A 21,814-nucleotide genomic window follows, 5' to 3' on the forward strand; every position below is an offset into this window, starting at 1 on the left:
CGCGTTCCGACCCCCCACGGGAACGGGTCCGGTATCCGTCCGGCCCGCTCCGGAGGGGACCCGGCACCTCGTCGGGTCCCCTCCGGTGGGGCGCTCCGGCACCCTGCCGACCCCGCCCCTCCACCTTGCTGATCGCGTATCCCGTATCCCGTATCCCGTATCCCGTATCCCGTATCGCGCATTCCGTATCGGGCGTTCCGCATTCCGCCGGGGCCGTCCCAGGCACGGTGCCGGGCTCGTTCCCGGTGGGGTGCCGGGGCTGTCCCGCCCCTGTCCTTCGCCGTGCCCCCAGTGCTCCGCCGGGCCGGTCCCGGCCCTCCGTCAGGCCCGTTCCACCATCCCGCCGGGCCACGCCGGGCCCGTACCCCGCGCGTTCTCCTCCGCTCCCGGGCGTCTCCACGGGTGGGTGGGCCGGACGTCGGGAGACCCCGGCGGCCCATACTGCTGGGGTGACCACCGCACATGATGTCGTCGTGCTCGCCGGAGGAGCTGCCAGGCGCCTCGGCGGTTCCGACAAACCCGGGGTACGGATCGGGGGCCGGACCCTGCTCGACCGGGTCCTCGCCGCCTGCCCCGACGCGGGCCGGACAGTGGTCGTCGGCGACCCCCGCCCGACCCTCCGCCCCGTCCGCTGGACCAGGGAGGACCCGCCCGGCGGCGGCCCGACGGCCGCCCTCGGCGCCGGAGTCCGGGAGACCGGCGCCGATGTCCTCCTCGTCCTCTCCGCCGACCTGCCGTTCCTCGACGGCACCACCGTCCGGGACCTCCTGACGGCCCTCGACGAGGACCCCCGGGCCGACGCCGCGCTCCTGACCGACGCCGGTGGACGGGACCAGCCGCTCGTCGCCGCGTACCGGTCCGGCCCGCTGCGCCGGGCGCTCGACGGTCTCGCACGGGACCACGGAGCCCTCGCCCATCTGCCGTTGCGCCACCTCACGGCGCTGCTCCGGCCCGTCCGGGTCCCGGCGGGACCGCTGGCGTCCTTCGACTGCGACACCTGGGAGGACATCGCCACGGCCCGAGCCCGGATCAGGGAGCATGGGACCGTGCTGGACGAATGGATCACCGCAGTCAAGGACGAACTGGGCATCGACCTGGCCGTCGACACCGGCGTACTGCTGGACCTGGCCCGCGACGCCGCCCACGGGGTGGCCCGGCCCGCCGCGCCCCTGACCACCTTCCTGGTCGGGTACGCGGCGGCGCGCGCCGACGGCGGACCGGAGGCGGTCGCCGAGGCCGCCCGCAAGGCCGCCGCGCTGGCCCAGCGCTGGGCGGCCGAGCAGGACGAGGCCGGATGAGCCTGCGGGAGTCCGCCCCGGTGACCCCGGGGCCCGGGGGCGGTGCGTCCGCACCGCGTCCGCACCGCGCCACCGCCTGGCCCGAGGCGCGGGCCGTCGCCGCCCGCGCCGGAGCCCACGCGCGGGGCGTCAGGAAGGCGTCGGCCGTACCGCTCTGGTCGGCACTCGGCGGGGTCCTGGCGGAACCGCTGACGGCCCTCACCGATCTGCCGCCCTTCGACACCTCCGCCATGGACGGCTGGGCCGTCGCGGGACCCGGCCCCTGGGCGGTCCGCGCGGAGACCGCCGTACTCGCCGGGCACGCCTCCGGGACCGGGACGGCGCCGGAGCCCGCCGACGGCGAGGCGGTACGGATCGCCACCGGCGCCCGCGTCCCGCCCGGCACCACCGCCGTCGTCCGCACCGAACACGCCCGCACCGAGGCACCCCGCACGGACGACCGTGCCGGGAGCCCCGTGCTGCGCGCCCTGCGCGAGGTCGTGCCCGGCCAGGACATCCGGCCCCGGGGCCAGGAGTGCCGCTCCGGCGACGAACTGCTTCCCGCGGGCACCCTCGTGACCCCCGCCGTGCTCGGCCTCGCGGCGGCGGCGGGCTACGACGGGCTCTCCGTGCTCCCCCGCCCCCGGGTGGAGATCCTGGTCCTCGGTGACGAACTGCTGACGGCGGGACTCCCCCGCGAGGGGCTCATCCGGGACGCCCTCGGCCCGATGCTCGGGCCCTGGTTCGCCTCGCTCGGCGCCGACGTCCTCGGTACCCGCCGCATCGGCGACGACGCCGAGGAGCTGTACGAGGCCGTCACCGGTTCCACCGCCGACCTGGTCGTGACCACGGGCGGAACGGCCGCGGGTCCCGTCGACCACGTCCACGGCGTGCTCGGCAGGGCGGGCGCGACCCTCCTCGTGGACGGGGTGAAGGTCAGGCCGGGCCATCCGATGCTGCTCGCCCGTCTCGGCGCGGGACCGGAAGGCCCCATGTCCGTCCGGCACCTGGTCGGACTGCCCGGCAACCCGCTCGCGGCGGTCTCCGGCCTCCTGACCCTCGCCGCCCCCCTCCTCGAAGCCCTGGCGGAGACGCCCCGGGGCCCCGCGCGACCCCCGGGACCGGAAACGACCCCGGGACCGGAAACGACCCCAGGTCCCGAGCCGATCCCAGGTCCCGAGCCGACCCCGGGTCCCGAGCTGGCCCCTGGTCCTGAGACGACCCCGGAGCCGGAGACGGCCCCGGGAAGCGGTCTCCAACCCCGCCCCGGGACCCCCGCCCCCGCCCGCGTGCCCGTCCGGGACGAGGTGCGGGGGCATCCCTACGACACGCGGCTCGTCCCCGTCGTCCGCCGGGGCGGCCGGGCCGTACCGCTTCGCTACGACGGACCCGCCATGCTCCGCGGCATCGCCGCCGCCGACGGCCTCGCCGTCGTCCCGCCCGGCGGCGCAGCCCCCGGCCAGGAACTGGACGTCCTCGACCTTCCCCGGCCCCTGGACGAAAGGGCCGCGACGGCGGCCCGAGGAGCGTGTTTCACGTGAAACTTCCCAGTCGTGACGTGATGGCCCGCCGGGCGGACGAACGGATCGCGGGTCCGAGCATCCGGCTGCCCCGACGGGTCGTCGAACGGCCGTTGCGCCAGGTCGGCATCCGGCTGCTCATGGCACTGGCCGTGCTCGCCGTGACGGTCGTGATCGTCTACATCGACCGCGAGGGTTACCACGACAACGCCAACGAGACGCTCGACTTCCTCGACTGCGCCTACTACGCGACCGTGACGCTCTCCACCACCGGATACGGCGACATCGTCCCGTACAGCGACTCGGCGCGGCTCGCCAACATCCTGCTGGTCACGCCCCTGCGCGTGCTGTTTCTGATCATCCTGGTCGGCACCACTCTCGAGGTCCTCACGGAGCGGACCCGGGAGGAGTTCCGGCAGAACCGCTGGAGGTCCACCTTGCGCGACCACACCGTCATCGTCGGCTTCGGCACCAAGGGACGGTCCGCGATCCAGACCCTCTGCGCGACGGGCCTGAGCAAGGAGCAGATCGTCATCGTCGATCCCTCCAGCAAGGTCATCGAGACGGCGAACGCGGACGGGTTCGTCGGTGTCGTCGGCGACGGCACCCGCAGTGCCGTCCTGCTCCGTGCCGAGGTGCAGCGGGCACGGCAGATCGTCATCGCCACCCAGCGCGACGACACGGCCGTCCTGGTCACCCTCACCGCGCGCCAGCTCAACAGGGGCGCGAAGATCGTCGCGGCGGTCCGTGAGGAGGAGAACGCGCCGCTGCTGCGCCAGTCCGGTGCCGACGCGGTCATCACCAGCGCCAGCGCCGCCGGGCGGCTGCTCGGTCTGTCCGTACTGAGCCCCAGCGCGGGCACGGTGATGGAGGACCTGATCCAGCAGGGCTCCGGTCTCGACCTGGTGGAACGCCCGGTGACCAAGAGCGAGGTCGGCAAGAGCGTGCGGGAGACCGGAGACCTGGTGGTGAGCGTGCTGCGTGGCCACCGGCTGCTCAGTTACGACGATCCCGCCGCCAGCCCGCTCCAGCTCACCGACCGGGTGATCACCATCGTGCGCGCGGCGCCGGTCACCCCGCTCAGCACCCCGCCCGAGGACTGAGCGCGGAGCCCTGGGCCGGGACGCGTCGGCGGGAGTAGCCTCGCCGCCATGTACGCGATCACGATTCCGGAACCCGGCGGCCCCGAGGCTCTCGTCTGGGCCGAGGTGCCCGACCCCGTACCCGGTGAGGGCGAGGTCCTCGTCGAGGTGGTGGCCAGTGCCGTCAACCGCGCCGATCTGCTCCAGCGGCAGGGCTCCTACAACCCGCCGCCGGGCAGTTCCCCGTACCCCGGTCTGGAGTGTTCGGGGCGGATCGCCGCACTCGGTCCCGGGGTGGTGGGCTGGGCGGTCGGCGACGAGGTGTGCGCGCTGCTCGCGGGCGGCGGATACGCGGAGAAGGTCGTCGTCCCGGCGGGGCAGCTGCTGCCCGTGCCGGAGGGCGTGGACCTGGCCACGGCCGCCGCGCTGCCCGAGGTGGCCTGCACCGTCTGGTCCAACATCTTCATGATCGCCCACCTGCGGCCGGGGGAGACCCTGCTGGTGCACGGGGGCGCGAGCGGGATCGGCACGATGGCGATCCAGCTGGCGAAGGCGGTCGGGGCACGGGTCGCGGTGACCGCCGGAAGCCCGGAGAAGCTGGCGCGCTGCGCGGAACTCGGGGCGGACGTCCTCATCGACTACCGCGAGCAGGACTTCGTCGCGGAGCTGGCCGGGGCGACGGACAGGGCGGGCGCGGACGTCATCCTGGACATCGTCGGCGCCAAGTACCTGGAGCGGAACGTGAGGGCGCTGGCAATGAACGGCCGCCTCGTCGTGATCGGACTCCAGGGCGGGGTGAAGGGCGAGCTGAACCTCGGGGCGCTGCTCGCGAAGCGCGCCGCCGTCATGGCGACCACGCTGCGGTCCCGTCCCGTGGACGAGAAGGCGGCGATCGTCGCCGCCGTCAGGGAGCACGTCTGGCCGCTGATCGCCGCCGGTACGGTCCGTCCGGTCGTCGACCGGACGCTGCCGCTCGCGGAGGCGGCCGAAGGGCACCGGGCGCTGGAGTCCGGCGCCCCTGTCGGCAAGGTCCTGCTGCTCGCGCCCCGGAGCTGACCGGGAACGGACACGCGGAAGGGGCCCGGCACACGAATGCCGGGCCCCTTTTCATGAGCCCTGCGAGCCCCCATGGGTCCTACGCGAGCCCGCGAGCCCCACAGGCCCCACGAGCCGGTGGTGGCGGGCGGGTCGGCGCCGGTCGTACGAGCCGGGTGGTTCCCGCACCGCCGACCCGCCGGGCCCCGTCCGCCCCGGGCCGTACGCCCGTACGCCCGTGTCCGCTACAGGTACGGGCCCGAGCGGACCGCGTGGCCGTGGCCGTGGTCGTCGTCATCGTCGTGGCCGGAGCCGGGCGGGAGCGCCCTGCGCATCTGCTCCAGCTGGGCGCGGGCCGCCATCTGCTGGGCGAACAGCGCCGTCTGGATGCCGTGGAAGAGGCCCTCGAGCCAGCCCACCAGCTGCGCCTGCGCGATGCGCAGCTCGGCCTCGGAGGGGATCGCCTCGTCCGTGAACGGCAGCGAGAGCCGCTCCAGCTCCTCCACCAGCTCGGGCGCGAGCCCGTCCTCCAGTTCCTTGACGGAGCTGGCGTGGATGTTCTTGAGGCGGACGCGGCTGGCCTCGTCGAGGGGTGCCGCGCGTACTTCCTCCAGGAGCTGCTTGATCATGCTGCCGATGCGCATGACCTTCGCGGGCTGCTCGACCATTTCCGTCACCGGGACCTCGCGGGGCTCGTCGTCGCTCTGAACGCCGCTGAGCGGCATCCCGTCCTGTCCCACGACGAGGATCGGGGGGCTCTCCTGCGACCTGTCATTCCTCGGCATCTCCATGCCGCCATTCTCTCGTACACATGAGTCATCACGAGGGTGTGCCCCCGCACGAGGGTGATCCACCCTCGTACAGGGGCACAGGATGGAAACGGAGACCGTCAGGTCGCCGCGCGCCGGGACAGCGCGCCGCGCGAGCGCGTCACGAGGGCGGCGAGCAGCGCGGCACCGAGCGGTACGGCGACGAGCAGGCCCAGGAGGGTCTCCCACGGGACGACGATCGGGACGTACGGCGGGGGCGTGTTGGCCGCCCAGCCCTCGGCGAGGCTCATCTCGTAGAAGCGCATCTGCTCGCGCCCCTCGGTGAGCCGGAGGCCCATCGCGGGCAGCATTCCGGCCGCCGATCCGAGGATCACACCCATCGCTGCGACGACTCCGCACTGGAATCCGCTGAGGGTACGGCGGACCCGGGGCGGGGCGCCGACGGCGGCGAGCGTCTTCAGGTCGGCCTCGGCGTCGGCCTGCGCGAGGCCGGTGGCGATACCGGCGGCCCCGATGGTGACCAGGCCCGCGAAGAGGGAGAGCGCGACGAGGATCAGGGTGTACTCCTCGACGAACCCCTCCTCCACGTGCAACTGGATGTCGCCGCCGAGCTTGGTGAGCTCGGCGTCGAGCTTCTGACGGGCCTCGCCGTCCGGCAGCTGCTCGGTGGTGACGTAGGTGCCCAGCGGGACCGTGGCGAGACCGGCCGCCTTGGCGGTGGCCGGGGTCATCAGGCCCTGGAGTCCGTAGGTCTTCGGGTCCCCGGGCACCTGATAGGCGGGGATGGAACTGACCTTCCCGGGGGCGGGGAGGTTCTTCTCGGAGGCCTTGTCGGCGGCGGCGAGGTCGGTGACCTGCTTGATGCCGACGGTGCCGTTCTTGGCGACCTGGGCGCGGGAGAAGCTGACGATCTTCCCCTCGGCCAGGGCCTTCTCGGCACCGGCGTCCTGGATGCCGAGGACCTTGAGGAGCTTGGCGTCACCGACCAACAGACCGGAGTCGGTGATGACGTTGCCCCCACCGGGCGACTGCGCGCAGCGCCAGTCGTCGGAGAGCATCTTCCGGCGCTGCTCGGGCGTGAACTTCTCGGCGGGGTCGCTGCCGTCCGTGCTCGCCACGTACAGGGGGCACTCGTGGGCCGGAGGGATGACGACCTGGTAGTGGCCACAGCCCGCCGAACGGCTCCAGGGGTCGCAGCCGGGCTTGCCGACCGAGACGCGGTCGACATCGGCGCGCACGGCCACCGGGAAGTAGCGCTGGATGGCCTCGCGGACGGCGGGAACGTCCCGGCCGCCCTCCTCCATGATGGTGGCGGAGACCGCTCCGTACGGCAGCTTGGCCTCGTACACGGCCCTGTTCCCGGCCTCGCGGCTGGCCATGTAGGTGGAGACGGCGACCGTGCCCGCGACGGCGGCGAGGACGGCGGCGACGGCGGGAGCCGTACGGCCCCGGTTGCGCACGGCGTCGCGCAGGGCGAGGCGCGGCGACAGCGGCAGCCAGCGTCCGGTCCGTCCGAACAGGCCCACCAGAGCCGGGGTCATGGCGACGACACCCAGTTCGGCGAGGGCCGAGCCGAGCGCCACGAGGGCGACCTGCTGCGAGACCAGCGAACCGAAGAGGGCCACCGCGGCCCCCAGAAGGAGGGCGCCGAGCCCGATCAGGGGCAGGACCCGGCTGCCGCGGCGGACACCCCGACGACCGGTGAGCGAGGCCAGGACGGTCTGCCGGGAGGCGGTGATGGCCGGAACGATCGCGGCGAGCACACCGGTGAGGACGGCGAGCAGCGCGATGCCGAGGATCTCGAGCGGCCGGACGTCGAAGCTGCCGAACCGCTGCCCCATGAAGTCTTCGAGGAACGGCTGGAGGAGCAGGGTGAGGATGAAGGCGAAGCTCGTGCCGAGGACCGCCGCGACGACACCGATGACCAGACCGCCGCTGAGGACGATGGCCCGAATATGGCTACGGGCACCGCCGTTGGCCCCGACCAGACCGAGCTGACGGCGCGAGCGACGGGCGCCGACCGCGAAGGCGGGACCGGCCAGCAGACAGATCTCCAGCATCGCCAGACCCACGACGGTGACCAGGGAGGCGAGTTCGGCGGCACTGGCCGCCGGACCGGCGTTGTAGTTGCCCCACCCTTCCTTCTGGTAGATCGGCACCTCGGAATCGGCGGGCGGGTCGAGGAGCACGGCGCGCGAGGCGACGACCACGCCCTTGGCGTTGATCTCCTTGACCATGTTCCACGTGAAACCACCGGACTTGCTGACCAGATAGGTGGTGGCACTGCCCGGACCGGGCATACCGGCCTTGTCGGAGGCCTTCTTGTACGGAGCCAGGAACGCTCCCGGCAGCGCGTTGACCTGAGTGCTCTTCAGGGAGCTGGGAATCTCGTAGGAGCCGACGATCCGGTACACACGATCGAAGTTGCGGGCGGAAAGGGTCGATCCGACCTTCAGACCGCTGACCTCAAGGAACCGCGAGGTCGCCATGACCTCGTCGTTCTTCTCGGGGTGACGCCCCTCCAGGAGCGTCATGATGCCCCGGGCCATCGGGTCGGACGCCTTCAGCTCACGGACGTCGGTGGCGAGCAGACCGTGCGCCGTCGTCAGCTTGGCCCCGCCCGTGGTGTCCGTGAGGACCTCGGCACCCGGGGGGAAGGCCTTGGCGATGTCGGCGGGACCGCTGGGCCACATCTGGTCCTTGTAGTCCTTGGCCGGGGCGTTCATGTCGCCGGACGGATCCTGGAGGATCGGGACACCGCCGTACTGCGGGTCCGAGAACCGGGCGTCGGCCGCGCCCAGTTGGCGCCCGGCCTCCTCGGCGGGGGACAGCTCCGAGCTGCGGAAGGTCAGGTCGAGGGCGCCGACGCCCAGGATGGGCAGCGCGATCATGGCGAGGACGAGGGCGCTGCGGCCCTTGGAACGCCAGGCGTCGCGGCGGGCGATCCGGATCGCGGCCCGCCAGGAGTGGAACCAGGTCTTCACGCTTCGGCCACCTGGCCCGACAGCAGGGAGTCGGCGTCGCTGCGCACGGTCTGGTCGACGATGGCACCGTCCCGCAGGAACACGACCCGGTCCGCCCAGGCGGCGAAACGGGGCTCGTGGGTGACGAGGACACCGGCGGCGCCCGCGTCGCAGCGGCTGCGCAGCAGGGCCAGCACGGACTCGCCGGTCTCGGAGTCCAGGGCGCCGGTCGGCTCGTCGGCGAGGACGAGCCGACGGTCGCCGACCAGGGCGCGGGCGATGGCCACGCGCTGCTGCTGACCGCCGGACATCTCGTCGGGGAAGCGGTCGGCGAGGTGGCCGAGCCCCATCTCCTCCAGGGCCCGCACGGCCTCGACTCGCGCCTTGCGGGCGGAGATGCCGTCCAGCTCGCGGGGCAGGGCCACGTTCTCGGCGGCGGTGAGCGCCGGTATGAGGTTGTAGTCCTGGAAGACGTAGCCGATGCTGCGCCGCCGCAGGGCGGCGAGCTGCTTGGTGCCGACGGTGGTGATGTCGGTGTCCTCGACGACCACCTGTCCCGAGGTGGGGATGTCGAGCCCGCCCGCGATGGTGAGCAGCGTGGACTTACCGGAACCGGACGGGCCCATGACGGCGACGAGTTCGCCCGGGTACACGGCGAGGTCGATGCCGCGCAGGGCGTGCACCTCGGTGGCGCCCGAGCCGTGGACACGGGTCAGGTTCTTGAGTTGCAGCACGGGCTGCGGTGCGGACATGAGGGGTCCCCCCTTGGGCGTACGCGGCGGTTCGCCGGGTACGGGAGCGAGCGGTGGAAGGTGATGCGGAAGAGGTGCGGGCGGGGCCGACCGTGCGGTCGGCGCGTGCCGCCCAGGGGCCGGGCTTCGATGGCGGACGCGGAGGTCCGGTCACCGGGCCGGGCGGTGTCGGTGGTGCTGGTGGTGGTTGACGGTGCCGCCGATGCCGACAGACTCGACGGTGCCGGTGATGCCGGTGATGCCGGTGATGCCGGTGATGCCGGTGATGCCGGTGGTGCCGGTGGTGCCGACAGGCTCGACGGTGCCGGGCCTACGGACTCGACGGAGCCGACGATGCCGGCGAGGCCGATAGTCCGACGGGACTCGCAGGGCTGATGGGGTCAGTGGGGCCTGTGTGACCGACGGGACCGGCCGCGCCGGATTCCGCCCCTGCCCCCGGCCCTGTCTCGGCCCCCGTCCCCGTCCCTGTCCCGGCTGATCCGCCGGTCGTCGACAGGCGGATCAGCCGGGACTCGCAGTGGTCGAGCCAGCGGGCCTCCGCCTCGGTCTGGAAGATCAGCTGCTCCAGGACGAGCAGCCAGGCCACGTCGTCCCGCTCCCGGGCCCCGCCGCTCTCGACCGCGACGAGCGCCTGGGCCTTGAGACGGGTGTAGTCCTGCATCGCCTGCACGGTGTGGCGGCGCTGGGACTGGATGACGTCACGGATGTCGACACAGGGGGCGCCCACGGCCATGGCGAGCTTGATCGCCAGTTCGTCACGGGCGGGGCTGGTGCGGTCCACCGGCTTCTCGAACCAGGTCCGCAGTTCGGCGCGCCCGGTGTCGGTGATCGCGTAGAGCGCGTGCCCGGCCGCGTCCTCGCCGCCCTGGGCGACCATGCCGTCGCGCTCGAGACGGCTGAGGGTCGTGTAGACCTGACCGACGTTGAGCGGCCAGGTGGACCCGGTGCGCGACTCGAACTCCGTACGGAGCTGAGAGCCGTAGCGAGGGCCGCGTTCGAGGAGGGCGAGAAGCCCATGGCGGATCGACATACTCAGTATGTATACCGGGTATGGAGAGAGGGACAACCGTCCTGAGACGGAAGCGGCGGGTCCGCCTCAAGGGGGACAGGGGCGGTCCCGGAGGGCTCAGCGGCGCCGCATCCGCAGCCCGAGGAACCCGATTCCCAGCCCCATCAGAGTGAGCCCCACACCCAGGGTGCGCACGGGAACCCCCTGGTCGCCCAGGGTTTCGGGGGCTTCGGCGAGCAGCCGGGGCGCGGCGGCCGGGCGGCTGGCGGACGGCTTCTCCGGAAGGACCACGTCCTCCTCGGGTACCGTCCAGGCCCCCTCCTCGCCGCTCCGGTGACGCCCCGATTCTGTAGCGGTTTCGGTACGGGAGACATCGGGAGGGGCGGGCGGGTCGCTCGCGGAGACGGTCGGACCCGGCGGGCGTCCGGGCCGCTCGTGCCCCTCCGCGGCGGGCCGTCCGGCCAGGGAGGCGGAGCCGCTGGGGGCGGGGGCGTCGGTGGGCTCGGCGCTCGGCGCGGCGGAGCCGGTCCCGGCGGGCGCGGGCGCCACCGGCGCTCCGGCGTTCCCGGTACGCCCCGGGGGAGCCGCGGGCACGGTGGCGGCCACGGTCGACGACGGCGCGGCCGTCGGCGGGCGGGCGGTGGAGGAGGGGGGCGGCGGCGGTACGGTCCCGGGCGGCGCGGTCGCCGGGGCCACGGCCGTCGAGGTGGCCCGGGGCGCTTCGGCCCGAAGCCTCCCGGGAGCGGTACCGCCGCCCTCCCCGGACGCCTCGCGCGCGGCGGTGCCCCCTCCCGTGGCGCTCCCGGCGGAGGCGTCCGCCACGGGCACGCTCCTGGCGGAGGAGTTCCCCATCGGGACGCCCCGGGCGGAGGCGCTCCCGGTGGAGACGGCTCCGGCCGGGCTCCGCCCCGGGCCCCCCGGGGCCGCTCCGTACCCGGCTGGAGCCCCGTACAAGGTGCACGCGCAGGCGAAAGCGCAGGTGAGCGCGGGTCCGAGGGCCCGCGCCCGTGTCCTGCGGAGTGCTGGAGTCACCGGGTGACCCCCTCCCGTACAGAGCCGCCGAGATGGTCCGCCCAGCGTCACATGGAGGAACGGTCCCGGCATCCGGGACGGCTCGGAGGAGGGACGGCCGACCCGTCACGAGAGAGCACCGGCCACCCGTCATGAGAGAGGACCGGCCGTCCCCGTCACGAAAGCGAATCGGCCGCCCCGTCACGCATGAGGGGGAGCCGCCCCGTCACGCAAGAGAAAGAGGAGGAACGGCGGCCGGGGCGCCCGTCACTGCGGCGGGTTGCCCGTAGAGATCTTGAGCGTGAACTCGGCGTCCTTGTCGGCGATGTCCTCACCGGCCGGCGGGTACTGCTCCAGGACCGTGCCTTCGCCGTAGGTCGCCTCGTCCACCGGGGTCTGGGTCATGATCTTCCAGCCCGCCGCCTGGACGCAGTCCTTCACCGACTGGATGTTCTTGTACGTGAAGTTGGGGACCTCGAACTTCTCGGGGTCGTCGCTCGACTCGGTCGGCTGGGTGCACTTCTTCGGGTCGATCGTCTTGCTCAGATCGGGGCCCTTGTGGCCCGGCGCCGCCGTCTGGTCCCGCTGGGAGGTGCCGCCGGTGCCGCCCGCCTTCGGGTCCGGATCCTCCTTGGTCAGGTCGAGGGAGTAGACCAGGCCGCCGACCGCGAGCAGGGCGACGACGACCGCGCCCACGAGGAGCCGGGTGTTCCGCCGGGGGCCGCCGCCCGCCGGGGCGGGCGCGGGCGTGTGCACCGGCGCGTAGGGCGCGGGGGCCGGTGCCTGGTACGCCGGGGCGGGCGTCGGCGCCTGCTGCGGATAGCCGTACGCCGGGGCGGCCGACGGGGTCGCGGGACCGTAGGGACCCGGCTGCGGTGCGGGCGGCAGGTACGGCTGGTGGACCTGCGGCGCGGTGTACGGGCCCGGCGGCGGGGTCTGGCCGACCGGCGGGAAGACCGCGGAACCGACCCCCGCGCCACTGCTGACCGGGCCGCCCTGGACGATCACCGGCGCACCGGTCTGGCCCGCCGCGAGGACCCGCAGGCACTCGTCACGCATGGCCGAGGCGCTCGGAAACCGCTCGTTCGGGTTCTTCCGCAGCGCGCGGGCGACGAGCGCGTCCATCGCGGGCGTCACCGCGCGGTTGACGGACGACGGCGCGACGGGCTCCTCCTGCACATGCGCGTAGGCGATGGCCAGCGGGGAGTCGGCGTCGAAGGGGAGACGGCCGGTCAGCAGCTGGAAGAGCATGATGCCGACCGAGTAGAGGTCGGAGCGGGCGTCGACCGGGCGGCCGAGGGCCTGCTCGGGGGAGAGGTACTGAGGGGTGCCGACGACCATGCCGGTCTGCGTCATCGACGTGACGCCGGACTGCATGGCCCGCGCGATGCCGAAGTCCATGACCTTGACCACGCCCCGCCGGGTCGTCATCACGTTGCCCGGCTTGATGTCCCGGTGGACCAGGCCCATCTCGTGGCTGACCTCCAGGGCGGCGAGCACATCGGCCGTGACCCTCAGCGCCTTGTCGGCGGGCATCGCCCCGTACTGCCGGACGTCGGAGGCGAGGACCGAGCCGAGCGGCTGCCCCTCCACGTACTCCATGACGATGTACGGCATGACCGCGCCGTCGAGGGTGTCCTCGCCGGTGTCGAAGACCGAGACGATGTTGGTGTGCGACAGCTTGGCGACCGCCTGCGCCTCGCGCCGGAACCGTTCGCGGAACGACTGCTCGCGGCCCAGCTCCGTGTGCAGCGTCTTGATCGCGACCTGCCGGTCGAGGGCACTGTCGTAGGCCAGGTACACGGATGCCATGCCGCCCTCGCCGAGAAGGTCGCGCAGCTGGTACCGGCCACCCGCGACCGAACCGCCCGCATAGCGGCCCCGTGCGCCGTCCTGGCTCATCTGTGCTTCCCCCATTACGCGCGCGTGGCGGCGTCGATCCCGTATTTCCCGGCCAAGTCTGCCCCAGGGCATCGCCACGTCAAGCCGGGTGCCCGTTCCGTGACCCTCCGCACAGGAAGGTCCCCCGGGGCGATTTCACCGGGGCGGAGGAATCCCACCGAATTTGCACAGGTGTACGTGAACGGGGTTGGATGGCCGGTCCATCTCGGATCGTGATGTCGTACGAAGCCTGTAGCGTGACGACTGGACACGGCACGACAGACGACGGCGAGGACTGATGGCACCCGAATCCGGATCAGGCGGCGGTGTGCCGGACGCGGCAGCGGAGTCCTGGGGCGTCGGTGGGGTCGTCGGTGACGGGCGCTACCGCCTGACGCACCGTCTGGGCCGCGGCGGCATGGCCGAGGTGTTCGCCGCCGAGGACGTACGGCTCGGCCGCACCGTCGCCGTCAAGCTGCTCCGCGCGGACCTCGCCGAGGACCCGGTCTCCAAGGCCCGTTTCACCCGCGAGGCACAGTCCGTCGCGGGCCTGAACCACCACGCGATCGTCGCCGTGTACGACTCCGGCGAGGACTTCGTCGGCGGCCGTCCCGTGCCGTACATCGTGATGGAGCTGGTCGAGGGCCGCACCATCCGCGAGCTGCTGCTCAGCGCCGAGGCACCGGGCCCCGAGCAGGCCCTCATCATCGTCTCCGGGGTGCTGGAGGCGCTGGCCTACTCGCATCAGCACGGGATCGTGCACCGGGACATCAAGCCCGCCAACGTGATCATCACCAACAGCGGCGCCGTGAAGGTCATGGACTTCGGCATCGCCCGTGCCCTGCACGGCGCGCAGTCGACGATGACGCAGACCGGCATGGTCATGGGCACCCCGCAGTACCTCTCCCCCGAGCAGGCGCTCGGCAAGGCCGTCGACCACCGCTCCGACCTGTACGCGACGGGCTGCCTCCTCTACGAGCTCCTCGCGCTGCGGCCCCCGTTCACCGGCGAGACCCCGCTGTCCGTGGTGTACCAGCACGTCCAGGACGCCCCGGTGCCGCCGTCCGAGGTGACGCACGCCGTGCCGCCGGAGCTCGACGGCCTGGTCATGCGCTCGCTGGCGAAGGACCCGGACGACCGGTTCCAGAGCGCCGAGGAGATGCGCGGCCTCATCCAGTACGGCCTCCAGATGCTCCAGCACCAGGGCGGCCACACCGGCACGTGGAACACCGGACCGGTCGAGACGCACAGCGGCGGGCACACCCCGGCCGCCGGGATGACCGCGACGACCGCGATGGGTCACCCGATGCACGGCGAGACCGCGCAGGGCCCGATCCTCCCGCCGATGAACCCGGACGACGGCGGGTACGGCGGTTACGACGGCGGCGCGGGCGGCACCGGGGGCTACGGCCAGGGCGGTGCCTACGGCCAGGGCGGCGGTGGCAACGGCGGGCGCGGCAAGGTGTGGCTGTTCGCCGCGCTCGCGCTGATCGCGGTCGTCGCCGGGGTCGTCTTCGCCCTGGACAAGACGGGCGACACGGGGGGCAAGACCGGCGGCGACCCGCCGACGGTCACCGGCCCGCCGTCGACGGCCCCGGAGGAGCCCGCTCCCTCGGACGAGCCGTCCGACCACCAGTCGACGGACCAGGGCTCCTCGAACGGCGGCTCCCCGCAGCAGCCGTGGACCCCGCCGCCCACGAAGGATCCGACGACCGAACCGCCGAAGACGGTGGATCCGACGACCGAGCCGACGACGGAGCCCCCGAAGACGCCGAAGCCGACGACGGAGCCGCCGAAGACGCAGGAGCCGACGACCCAGCCGCCGGACACGCCGGATCCGACGACGGACCCCTCGGGCGAGCCGGGCACCCAGCCTCCGGGCGGCGGCTCCCAGACGGGCTGACCGGCCCCGCGAGCCACACCGACCCCCGGACCCGCCGTCGCGGGTGCCGGGGGTCCGTGCCGTCCGGGGTCTGGCCGGGACTTCGCGGGAGCGTACGGGCCCGGCCCGGTCACCCCGTGAACGCGTCCCGTACCGCCTCGTACTCGCGGGTCCACCACACCGCCAGCGCCGACACCACCGGGAACAGCGGATCGGCCCGCCGGTCGTGGAGCCGGTAGCGCCAGTGCAGGATCCAGAAGTCGTTGAGCCGCTCCCACCACACCCGGTGGGCCGCCTCCGCCAGCTCGGCCCGTCCGGCGCCCGTCGCACGCCGGTACGCGCGCGCGTAGGCCCGCACCTTGTCCAGGGCCAGCTCGCCCTCCGGCCGTACGAAGAAGATGGCCGCCGCCCGGACCGCCTCCTCGGCCCGGGGGCGTAAGCCGAGCCGGTCCCAGTCGATGATCGCGGCGGGCTCGGCGCCCTGGTAGAGCAGGTTCAGCGGGTGGAAGTCGCCGTGCACCCAGGCGGTGGCGGCGGCGGGCGGCGGGCGGTGGTGGGCGTGCCGGGCGAGAAGCCTGCGCCGCTCCCTGAGCCGGTGCTCGGCGAGCGCGTCGAAGCCGTCGCGGGGGCGGTGGGCGCGGGCCAGCCGGAGCAGTTCCTCGACCTCCCGGAAGGTGTCCGGGAGGTCCGCGCTCGCGCAGACTCCGTGGTCGGGGGTGCGTCCGTCCTGCCCCGGGTGGCCCATCACCTGGTCCAGGGCGGTGTGGACCTGCCCGAGCAGGGTGCCGAGGCGCTGGGAGCAGCAGGTGGAGAGCTGGGCGCCGTCGCGGTGCCGGCCGTCGATCCAGGGGTGCAGGGCGTAGCAGTGGCCGTCGACGACGGTGACCGTGCGGCCGGTGGAGTCGGCGAGGGGCGGGGCGACGGGCAGACCGAGGGCGTGCAGCCGCTGGGTCGCGCGGTGCTGACGGGCGATGGTGGCGCGGTCGGCGGTGGGCGCGTCCAGGTGCTGTTTCAGGAAGTAGGTGCCGCGGCTGGTGGAGAGGCGGAAGCCCCGGTTGAGCAGCCCCTCGGTGACGGGCACGCAGGAGAGGGCCTCTCCCGCGTGCCGGTGGCGTCGCATGAGGGCGCCGAGGGGCGGGGCGGCCACGGGCCGGGCGGGGGATGCCCGGTGGGCGTTCGGCGGGGTGAGCGTTTCAGATGAGCGCGGCACCCGCCAGATGGTAGATCACGCTACGTGGTGGAGATGGCGCTGTACGGAGCGGTCGGCGGCCGGTCGGGTGGCGGAGGCTCCGGCCGGTCGGCTCATGGAGGTCTCGCCGGGGTAGTCGAGCGCGTGGACCGTCACGAACTGCGGTTCGATCCGCATGAAGACCGGGACGAAGGGCTCGCCGTCGACGGTGTCCGGTGCCGTGCCGAAGTCCGCCAGCTCCGCGGCGGTGGGTTCGACGATCCCGGCGGTGCCGGTGAACTGCACGGACCAGAGCCGTCCGGCACCGGAGTTGAAGTTGTCCGCGCCGTACGCGACGACGCTGCCGTTGCAGGCGCGGTGGTAGCCGAGCCCCTCGTGCAGACGGAGCAGGACGTGTCCGCCGGACACGATGTGCCGGGCGGGGGCGACGAACGGCATGGCTCGCATACTGGTGGCCACCCGGCCGTAGGACACGCGGCTGAGCAGCTCTAGGGCGCGGTTCTCGTCGGTGGTGGACATGGTCACCACTCTCCGCCACCGCGGCCCGTCGGGAAAGGGGCCCCGGCCCCGCTTTCGTGGGGACATAGGTCCCGAAACCCGCGACGGGCCCGGCCGGGCCCCGCTGACGAGCCCCGTCGGCGCGGCCACCGGCCCCGCTGAGGGGCTCCCGGGACCTTCGGCTGCCCCGCCCCGCCCGGAGCCGTCGCGGCTCCCGGGCGGCGGGGTCACGTCAGCGGCGTTCGGCCTGGAGCCGGGCCACGTACGCGGCGGCCTGGGAGCGCCGCTCCATGCCCAGCTTCGACAGCAGGCTGGAGACGTAGTTCTTGATGGTCTTCTCCGCGAGGTGGAGCCGCTCGCCGATGACCCGGTTGGTCAGGCCCTCACCGATCAGGTCCAGGATCTTGCGCTCCTGGTCGGTGAGGTTGGAGAGCTTGTCGTCGCGCTTGGGGTTGTTGCCGTCGCGCAGCCGCTCCAGGACGCGGGCCGTCGCCACCGGGTCGAGCAGCGACTTGCCCGCGGCCACGTCCCGCACCGCGTTCAGCAGCTCGTTGCCGCGGATGGCCTTGAGGACGTATCCCGAGGCACCGGCCATGATCGCGTCGAAGAGCGCCTCGTCGTCCGCGTACGAGGTCAGCATCAGACATTTGACGCTCTCGTCCTGGGAGCGGATCTCACGGCACACCTCGACACCGCTGCCGTCCGGCAGCCGCACGTCGAGAACCGCGACGTCCGGGCGGGTCGCGGGGATCCTGACCAGCGCGTCCGCCGCCGTCCCGGCCTCGCCGACCACCTCGATGTCGTCCTCCACGGAGAGCAGCTCGTGGACGCCGCGCCGGACGACTTCATGGTCGTCCAGCAGAAATACCCGGATTTTTCCTTCTTCGCGCACGCAGCCAGTCTCACATATTGGCTCTTCCCGCGCCCGGGGTGCGCGGGATAACGTGCCGGATGTTCCGGCGGCCCTCCGAAGCCGTTGCCGACGCGCTGACCAGCCGCTGTTCCCCGTTTTCTCGATTTACTTGGAAATCCAAGCAAAATCGCAGGTCAAGTGGGGTTTCGCGGGAATGCCGCGCGATGGGTAACGTGCCTATGACAGGGCGCTCGCCGGGGCACCTGTCACGCCCGACCCCGGCCGCGTCGCACCCACCCTGTGCGAAGGGTACGGATAAGGCGGAGAGCCTCCCCTTGCCCAGCGGCAGGGGGGACCCAGGCCCTATCGGCGAACCCGGGGGCCGGACCGACGGAGGAGCACGCACGTGACCGTGGAGAGCACTGCCGCGCGCAAGACGACGCGACGCAGCAGCGGCACCAAGCGCACCGCAAGCGCGAGCACGAGCACCACCAGGAAGACGAGCGCCGGCGCGGCGGAGCCCGAGCTCGTCCAGCTGCTGACGCCCGAGGGAGAGCGCGTCCAGCACCCCGACTACGACATCGACCTGAGCGCCGAGGAACTGCGCGGGCTCTACCGGGACATGGTCCTCACCCGTCGTTTCGACGCCGAGGCCACCTCGCTCCAGCGGCAGGGCGAACTGGGCCTGTGGGCCTCGCTGCTCGGCCAGGAGGCGGCCCAGATCGGTTCCGGGCGGGCCCTGCGGGACGACGACTACGTCTTCCCGACCTACCGGGAGCACGGCGTCGCCTGGGTCCGGGGCGTGGACCCCACGAACCTGCTGGGAATGTTCCGCGGTGTGAACCACGGTGGCTGGGATCCCAACAGCAACAATTTCCACCTGTACACGATCGTCATCGGTTCGCAGACCCTGCACGCCACCGGTTATGCGATGGGCATCGCCAAGGACGGCGCGGATTCCGCCGTGATCGCCTACTTCGGCGACGGAGCGTCCAGCCAGGGCGATGTGAACGAGGCTTTCACCTTCTCCGCGGTCTACAACGCGCCCGTCGTGTTCTTCTGTCAGAACAATCAGTGGGCGATCTCCGAGCCCACCGAGAAGCAGACCCGTGTTCCGCTCTACCAGCGCGCCCGGGGCTTCGGCTTCCCGGGCGTCCGGGTGGACGGCAACGACGTCCTGGCCTGTCTCGCGGTGACGAGGTCCGCCCTGGAGCGGGCCCGCCGGGGCGAGGGCCCCACGCTCGTCGAGGCGTTCACCTACCGGATGGGCGCCCACACCACCTCCGACGACCCGACGAAGTACCGCAGGGACGAGGAGCGGGAGGCGTGGGAGGCCAAGGACCCGATCCTGCGCCTCAAGACGTACCTGGAGCGCGAGGGCCACGCCGACGCGGCCTTCTTCGAGGAGCTGGAGGCGGAGAGCGAGGCCCTCGGCAAGCGCGTCCGCGAGGCCGTGCGTTCCATGCCCGACCCCGAGGACACGGCGATCTTCGAGCACGTCTACGCGGACGGGCACACGCTGGTGGACGAGGAGCGCGCCCAGTTCGCCGCCTACCAGGCGTCCTTCGCGGATGGCGAGGTCAAGTAACCATGGCTGTACAGAAGCTTCCGCTGGCGAAGGCGCTCAACGAGTCGCTCCGCAAGGCGCTGGAGACCGATCCCAAGGTCCTCATCATGGGCGAGGACGTCGGCAAGCTCGGTGGTGTGTTCCGGGTGACCGACGGTCTGCAGAAGGACTTCGGCGAGGACCGGGTGATCGACACCCCGCTGGCCGAGTCCGGGATCGTCGGCACCGCGATCGGTCTGGCCCTGCGCGGCTACCGCCCGGTCGTGGAGATCCAGTTCGACGGTTTCGTCTTCCCCGCGTACGACCAGATCGTCACGCAGCTCGCGAAGATGCACGCCCGCTCCCTCGGCAAGATCAAGATGCCGGTCGTCATCCGCATTCCGTACGGCGGCGGGATCGGCGCGGTCGAGCACCACTCGGAGTCCCCCGAGGCCCTGTTCGCGCATGTCGCGGGTCTGAAGGTGGTCTCCCCCTCGAACTCGTCGGACGCCTACTGGATGCTCCAGCAGGCGATCCTGAGCGACGACCCGGTGATCTTCTTCGAGCCGAAGCGGCGTTACTGGGACAAGAGCGAGGTCGACACCGAGGCCCTCCCGGGCGAGCTGCACAAGGCCCGGGTGGCGCGCGAGGGCACCGATCTGACGCTGGCCGCGTACGGCCCGATGGTGAAGGTCTGCCTGGGGGCCGCGGCGGCGGCGGAGGAGGAGGGCCGGTCGGTCGAGGTCCTGGACCTGCGCTCGATGTCCCCGATCGACTTCGACGCGATCCAGCGGTCGGTGGAGAAGACCGGCCGTCTGGTCGTCGTCCACGAGGCCCCGGTCTTCTACGGCTCCGGCGCGGAGATCGCGGCCCGGATCACGGAGCGGTGCTTCTACCACCTGGAGGCCCCCGTCCTGCGGGTCGGCGGCTACCACGCGCCGTATCCGCCGGCGCGGCTGGAGGAGGAGTACCTGCCGGGTCTCGACCGTGTGCTCGACGCTGTCGACCGCTCGCTGGCGTACTGAGGAGAGCATCGTGACGATCCGCGAATTCAAGATGCCCGACGTGGGCGAGGGCCTGACCGAGGCCGAGATCCTCAAGTGGTACGTGCAGCCGGGCGACACCGTCGCCGACGGACAGGTCGTCTGCGAGGTCGAGACCGCGAAGGCGGCCGTCGAGCTGCCGAGCCCCTTCGACGGCACGGTCCACGAGCTGCTCTTCCCCGAGGGCACCACGGTCGACGTCGGCCAGGTCATCATCTCGGTGAACGTCGGCGGCGACGCGCCCGAGGCCCCGGCGTCCTCGGCCGCCCCGGCCGCCCCCGCGTCCGTCCCCGCCCCGGCGCCGGTCGTCGAGGAGGACGACGAGCCGCAGGTCCGTCAGCCGGTCCTCGTCGGCTACGGCGTGGCCGCCAGCTCCACCAAGCGCAGGCCCCGCAAGGGCGCACCGGGCACGGCTCCGGCGGCTCCCGCCGTCCCCGCCGCGACCGTGGCGGTCCCGGGCCCCGCGCCGGTGGCCGCCCCCGTACCGGAGCGGCTCGACGGGCACGCGTCGGGCGGGGCCCGGCCGCTGGCCAAGCCGCCGGTGCGGAAGCTCGCCAAGGACCTCGGCGTGGACCTCACCACGGTCACCCCGACCGGTCCCGACGGCGTCATCACCCGTGAGGACGTCCACGCGGCCGTCGCTCCGGCGGAGAGCCCCGCCGTCCCGGTGACCACCCCGGCCGCTCCGGTCGCTCCGGCTCCGGAGCCCGTGGCCGTCCCGGTCGAGACCCCGGCCGCTCCGGCGGCCCTCGGGCAGTCCGGTGTCCGGGAGACGCGCGTCCCGGTCAAGGGCGTACGGAAGGCGACGGCGGCGGCGATGGTCGGCTCGGCGTTCACCGCGCCGCACGTCACCGAGTTCGTGACCTTCGACATCACCCGCACGATGAAGCTGGTCGAGGAGCTGAAGTCCGGCAAGGACATGGCCGGGCTGCGGGTCAACCCGCTCCTGATCATCGCCAAGGCGGTCCTGGTCGCGGTCCGGCGCAACCCGGAGATCAACGCCGCCTGGGACGAGGCGGCGCAGGAGATCGTCCTCAAGCACTACGTGAACCTGGGCATCGCCGCGGCCACCCCGCGCGGACTGCTCGTCCCGAACATCAAGGACGCGCACGCCCAGACCCTGCCGGAGCTGTCCGCCTCCCTCAGCGAGCTGGTCGGCACCGCCCGCGAGGGGAAGACGACCCCGGCGGCGATGCAGGGCGGAACCTTCACCATCACCAACGTCGGCGTCTTCGGCGTCGACACCGGTACGCCCATCCTGAACCCCGGCGAGTCCGCGATCCTCGCGGTCGGTGCGATCAAGCTCCAGCCCTGGGTCCACAAGGGCAAGGTGAAGCCCCGCCAGGTCACCACCCTCGCGCTCTCCTTCGACCACCGCCTGGTCGACGGCGAACTCGGATCCAGGTTCCTGGCCGACGTCGCCGCGATCCTGGAGCAGCCGAAGCGGCTGATCACCTGGAGCTGAGCGCCAGGACCGCCCCTTCCTGATCCCGCCCACCCGCG

17 protein-coding genes are annotated in these 21,814 nt (G+C 72.8%); 8 read left to right on the forward strand and 9 right to left on the reverse strand.

Annotation, left to right across the window (positions count from 1 at the left end):
- Positions 1-449: 449 nt before the first annotated feature.
- The 4 genes from ACFXGN_RS05390 to ACFXGN_RS05405 are packed head-to-tail and all read left to right on the forward strand — an operon-like array spanning position 450 to position 4,935.
- Complete coding sequence (locus ACFXGN_RS05390) at positions 450-1,298, forward strand: NTP transferase domain-containing protein (RefSeq protein ID WP_384853736.1); 849 nt, start codon at positions 450-452, stop codon at positions 1,296-1,298.
- On the forward strand, positions 1,295-2,818 hold the full coding sequence (locus tag ACFXGN_RS05395; RefSeq protein WP_384853738.1) for a molybdopterin molybdotransferase MoeA: 1,524 nt from the start codon (positions 1,295-1,297) through the stop codon (positions 2,816-2,818). The genes ACFXGN_RS05390 and ACFXGN_RS05395 overlap by 4 nt, the downstream gene beginning before the upstream one ends.
- A complete protein-coding gene (locus tag ACFXGN_RS05400) occupies positions 2,815-3,900 on the forward strand; it encodes a potassium channel family protein (RefSeq protein WP_384853741.1) in 1,086 nt (361 codons plus the stop codon). Before ACFXGN_RS05395 ends, ACFXGN_RS05400 begins: the two co-directional genes overlap by 4 nt.
- 48 nt (positions 3,901-3,948) lie before the next feature.
- Entirely contained in the window at positions 3,949-4,935 is a 987-nt protein-coding gene (locus ACFXGN_RS05405) for an NAD(P)H-quinone oxidoreductase (protein WP_384853743.1), read from the forward strand.
- 224 nt (positions 4,936-5,159) lie between these two features.
- Here the strand turns inward: ACFXGN_RS05405 and ACFXGN_RS05410 are convergent, their stop codons facing one another.
- From ACFXGN_RS05410 to ACFXGN_RS05435, 6 genes are all read right to left on the reverse strand, one after another.
- Positions 5,160-5,705, reverse strand: a complete 546-nt coding sequence (locus ACFXGN_RS05410) for a bacterial proteasome activator family protein (protein WP_384853746.1) — start codon at positions 5,703-5,705, stop codon at positions 5,160-5,162.
- A 98-nt stretch (positions 5,706-5,803) separates the two neighbouring features.
- Positions 5,804-8,668: an ABC transporter permease gene (locus ACFXGN_RS05415; RefSeq protein WP_384853749.1), complete on the reverse strand. Its 2,865-nt coding sequence runs from the start codon at positions 8,666-8,668 to the stop codon at positions 5,804-5,806.
- Positions 8,665-9,399: an ABC transporter ATP-binding protein gene (locus ACFXGN_RS05420; RefSeq protein WP_384853752.1), complete on the reverse strand. Its 735-nt coding sequence runs from the start codon at positions 9,397-9,399 to the stop codon at positions 8,665-8,667. Before ACFXGN_RS05420 ends, ACFXGN_RS05415 begins: the two co-directional genes overlap by 4 nt.
- 310 nt (positions 9,400-9,709) lie before the next feature.
- Positions 9,710-10,429: a PadR family transcriptional regulator gene (locus tag ACFXGN_RS05425; protein ID WP_384853755.1), complete on the reverse strand. Its 720-nt coding sequence runs from the start codon at positions 10,427-10,429 to the stop codon at positions 9,710-9,712.
- 96 nt (positions 10,430-10,525) lie between these two features.
- Positions 10,526-11,230, reverse strand: a complete 705-nt coding sequence (locus tag ACFXGN_RS05430) for a hypothetical protein (protein ID WP_384853758.1) — start codon at positions 11,228-11,230, stop codon at positions 10,526-10,528.
- A gap of 456 nt (positions 11,231-11,686) precedes the next feature.
- The gene (locus tag ACFXGN_RS05435) at positions 11,687-13,321 is read right to left on the reverse strand and encodes a protein kinase (protein WP_384853761.1); all 1,635 of its coding nucleotides are present in this window, start codon (positions 13,319-13,321) and stop codon (positions 11,687-11,689) included.
- Positions 13,322-13,598: 277 nt separating this feature from the next.
- On the opposite strand from ACFXGN_RS05435, the gene ACFXGN_RS05440 reads away from it, so the two are divergent.
- On the forward strand, positions 13,599-15,203 hold the full coding sequence (locus tag ACFXGN_RS05440; RefSeq protein ID WP_384853764.1) for a protein kinase: 1,605 nt from the start codon (positions 13,599-13,601) through the stop codon (positions 15,201-15,203).
- Positions 15,204-15,312: 109 nt separating this feature from the next.
- Here ACFXGN_RS05440 and ACFXGN_RS05445 read toward each other — a convergent pair whose 3' ends face one another.
- The 3 genes from ACFXGN_RS05445 to ACFXGN_RS05455 all read right to left on the reverse strand — a co-directional run bounded on the left by ACFXGN_RS05445 (position 15,313) and on the right by ACFXGN_RS05455 (position 17,761).
- Positions 15,313-16,392: a phosphotransferase gene (locus ACFXGN_RS05445; RefSeq protein ID WP_384853767.1), complete on the reverse strand. Its 1,080-nt coding sequence runs from the start codon at positions 16,390-16,392 to the stop codon at positions 15,313-15,315.
- A 15-nt stretch (positions 16,393-16,407) separates the two neighbouring features.
- Entirely contained in the window at positions 16,408-16,890 is a 483-nt protein-coding gene (locus tag ACFXGN_RS05450; protein ID WP_384853770.1) for a pyridoxamine 5'-phosphate oxidase family protein, read from the reverse strand.
- A gap of 211 nt (positions 16,891-17,101) precedes the next feature.
- Positions 17,102-17,761, reverse strand: coding sequence for a response regulator transcription factor (locus ACFXGN_RS05455; RefSeq protein WP_351783435.1), 660 nt, complete (start codon positions 17,759-17,761; stop codon positions 17,102-17,104).
- Between the two features lie 367 nt (positions 17,762-18,128).
- On the opposite strand from ACFXGN_RS05455, the gene pdhA reads away from it, so the two are divergent.
- The 3 genes from pdhA to ACFXGN_RS05470 are packed head-to-tail and all read left to right on the forward strand — an operon-like array spanning position 18,129 to position 21,776.
- Entirely contained in the window at positions 18,129-19,310 is a 1,182-nt protein-coding gene (pdhA, locus tag ACFXGN_RS05460) for a pyruvate dehydrogenase (acetyl-transferring) E1 component subunit alpha (RefSeq protein ID WP_384853774.1), read from the forward strand.
- Between the two features lie 2 nt (positions 19,311-19,312).
- Entirely contained in the window at positions 19,313-20,293 is a 981-nt protein-coding gene (locus ACFXGN_RS05465) for an alpha-ketoacid dehydrogenase subunit beta (RefSeq protein WP_384853775.1), read from the forward strand.
- A 31-nt stretch (positions 20,294-20,324) separates the two neighbouring features.
- Positions 20,325-21,776, forward strand: coding sequence for a dihydrolipoamide acetyltransferase family protein (locus tag ACFXGN_RS05470; protein WP_384854516.1), 1,452 nt, complete (start codon positions 20,325-20,327; stop codon positions 21,774-21,776).
- Positions 21,777-21,814: the final 38 nt, after the last annotated feature.

The organism is Streptomyces sp. NPDC059247 (assembly GCF_042754005.1).
Taxonomy (GTDB): Bacteria; Actinomycetota; Actinomycetes; order Streptomycetales; family Streptomycetaceae; genus Streptomyces.

Coding starts and splice junctions, on each gene's coding strand:
- ACFXGN_RS05435 (WP_384853761.1), bottom strand. CDS start 13,321: ATGAGCCAGGACGGCGCACGGGGCCGCTATGCGGGCGGTTCGGTCGCG.
- ACFXGN_RS05405 (WP_384853743.1), top strand. CDS start 3,949: ATGTACGCGATCACGATTCCGGAACCCGGCGGCCCCGAGGCTCTCGTC.
- ACFXGN_RS05465 (WP_384853775.1), top strand. CDS start 19,313: ATGGCTGTACAGAAGCTTCCGCTGGCGAAGGCGCTCAACGAGTCGCTC.
- ACFXGN_RS05440 (WP_384853764.1), top strand. CDS start 13,599: ATGGCACCCGAATCCGGATCAGGCGGCGGTGTGCCGGACGCGGCAGCG.
- ACFXGN_RS05470 (WP_384854516.1), top strand. CDS start 20,325: ATGCCCGACGTGGGCGAGGGCCTGACCGAGGCCGAGATCCTCAAGTGG.
- ACFXGN_RS05425 (WP_384853755.1), bottom strand. CDS start 10,429: ATGTCGATCCGCCATGGGCTTCTCGCCCTCCTCGAACGCGGCCCTCGC.
- ACFXGN_RS05450 (WP_384853770.1), bottom strand. CDS start 16,890: ATGTCCACCACCGACGAGAACCGCGCCCTAGAGCTGCTCAGCCGCGTG.
- ACFXGN_RS05410 (WP_384853746.1), bottom strand. CDS start 5,705: ATGGAGATGCCGAGGAATGACAGGTCGCAGGAGAGCCCCCCGATCCTC.
- ACFXGN_RS05420 (WP_384853752.1), bottom strand. CDS start 9,399: ATGTCCGCACCGCAGCCCGTGCTGCAACTCAAGAACCTGACCCGTGTC.
- ACFXGN_RS05395 (WP_384853738.1), top strand. CDS start 1,295: ATGAGCCTGCGGGAGTCCGCCCCGGTGACCCCGGGGCCCGGGGGCGGT.